Consider the following 2,183-nt stretch of genomic DNA (forward strand, 5'->3'; position numbering starts at 1 on the left):
GTATTTAAACTACTGTATCTTTTTTAGATTAAAATCTTGTGGATTAAAAGATAGTTATAATATAATATTCAAAAAAGTAATTTGTTGAAGAGTTTTGTTTAGATAAATTGTTATTTTTAAACTGTAATTGTGGTACTTCATCAACACCACTTAAAGTAACATCTCAAAGTAATTTAACTATGAAAGGCAAATTTCCATTAACAGAAAAAAATAACGTTCCAAATATAAATGTTTTACCTTTTGGAAACTGTAAAAACTTTCCATTTAATCTACCTTGTTTACTATCTATAACAGGTAAATGGGAAAATAAAAGTAAAACATTTACGGTGAACTACCACCGCCCTAATAGAGGGTGGGGCTTCGTGGGAAGTATCTGATTCGTATCGGATATATTAACCATGCTCTGCGGGTAATTCCTACCCTGGATATATATTTTAATAGGCTAGTAGACTTCTACCAATCTCACGAATATTTATACTTGTGTTTAGGCCTCTATCTATCTCCAAGTTACGTTCATCACATTTGTAAACTCTTGAAGATAGTGTCAGTTCAGTTTTACTAAACCACAAAATGAGCAAGTTTTAGATGTAGACTACTTGTAGTATATTTTAGATAAAAAGTAGGTAATTATTAAATGAAATTATTAAAATTATATATTATAGCTTTAATTGGAATTTTACTAACAACATTAAAGCAATTTTACACAGGAAATCAAAATATTTTAAATTTAACATGGACAGAAATAAAAATAAATCAAACAGTAGATAATATATATTATTTATTGATAGTTATACTGATATTTATTTTTATAAATACATTACGAAGGAGATAAATAGAAATAATGAAGAAAAAAGTACTACTTAATTTAACATTAGTGTCAATGCTATCACTAACAGGATGTGACACAAAAGAGGTTGTTGATATAAAACCGTCAGAAGTAGCATATGAAGTAAATAATTTTGCTATAGAAAAAGGTGATAAAACTCAAAAATTTGATAATACAAGAGAAGACTGGTCAAAAGTAAAATCTTCATCAAAAATGATAATAGTACCATATAAAAGAATTAGTACAGGAGCAGTTCCATTTGTAAACACAAGAAAACTTCCAGAAAAGAAAATAATAGTTGTTTCTCAAAGTATAGTTTCTAAAGATTGGGTAGCTGATTTAAATAAAGGTTCTAATAAAAATGATGATTCTTTTAAAGCTGAAAGTTCAAATGGAGCGGAATTTCATACTGGAATAACATTATCAGCTAAGATATCAAATACAGATACATATTTATCAATTTATGGGATAGATCCCAATTCAAATTTAAGAGATGTAAAAGTTCAATCAATACCATTAGAAACTGTATTAGAAAAAACTGTAAAACCTTTTATCCAAGGAGCTTTAGCAGCAGAGTTTTCAAAATACCCAACTTTTGAAATTCAACCAAAGAAAACAGAAATAATTCAAAAAGTGGAAGTAGCTACAAAAGAAAGATTTGCAAAAGATGGAATAACTATTCTTACGTTTAATTCATCTGACACAATAACATGGTCAGATAGAAAAATCCAGGAAGCTATTAATGAAAAAGCTCAATTAGAAGCACAATATCAAAAATCAATAGTAGAATCTAAAGTTAGAACAATAGAAGCTGAAACAAAAAGAAAAGTAGAAGAGCAACAAGCTATGGCTAAAGCAAGAGCTATAGAATTACAAGCTGAAGCAGACAGAAAAAAAGCTGAAATTGAAAGAATGAAGCAAGAAGAAATAAACTTACAATCATTGGCAAAAGCTAAAAATGAAGTTGATATAGCAAGAGAAAAAGCGAAAGTAATTTCAGTAGAAAGAGAGATGCTAGCTATTGAAAAAGAAAGAATTGAAATAGAAGTTAAAAAGATAAATGCACAAGCAAATTTTGAAAGAGCAAAGAAATGGAATGGTAAAGAAGCATTTGGAGATGTAACAATCCAAGGAGTAACATCAATTATTGATAAAAATGGAGATGTAAAAACAATGAATTTAGTTAAATAAAAACTTGAATAATAAATTTATTAAAATATTCTAAACTAGGGAAATAAAATGAAATTGGGTATTACGCTTGATTTTGAAGGAAGTAATGTGAAAGAAGCTAGAATATTATACAAAGCTTTTGGAAAAGAAATTTGTATAAAATATGGATTTAATTACTCTAGGTTAT

2 protein-coding genes are annotated in these 2,183 nt (G+C 27.5%); both read left to right on the top strand.

What is annotated here, in order from left to right; translation table 11 throughout:
• Positions 1-107: 107 nt before the first annotated feature.
• Positions 108-377 carry a PAAR-like protein gene (locus ACMOUI_RS01295; protein WP_418963940.1) on the top strand — a complete coding sequence of 90 codons (270 nt, stop codon included), beginning with the start codon at positions 108-110 and terminating at the stop codon, positions 375-377.
• Between the two features lie 464 nt (positions 378-841).
• The gene (locus tag ACMOUI_RS01300; RefSeq protein WP_418963941.1) at positions 842-2,017 is read left to right on the top strand and encodes a hypothetical protein; all 1,176 of its coding nucleotides are present in this window, start codon (positions 842-844) and stop codon (positions 2,015-2,017) included.
• Positions 2,018-2,183 lie beyond the last annotated feature (166 nt).

The sequence above is a fragment of the Cetobacterium sp. genome (genome assembly GCF_048470075.1).
Classification (GTDB): Bacteria; Fusobacteriota; Fusobacteriia; order Fusobacteriales; family Fusobacteriaceae; genus Cetobacterium_A.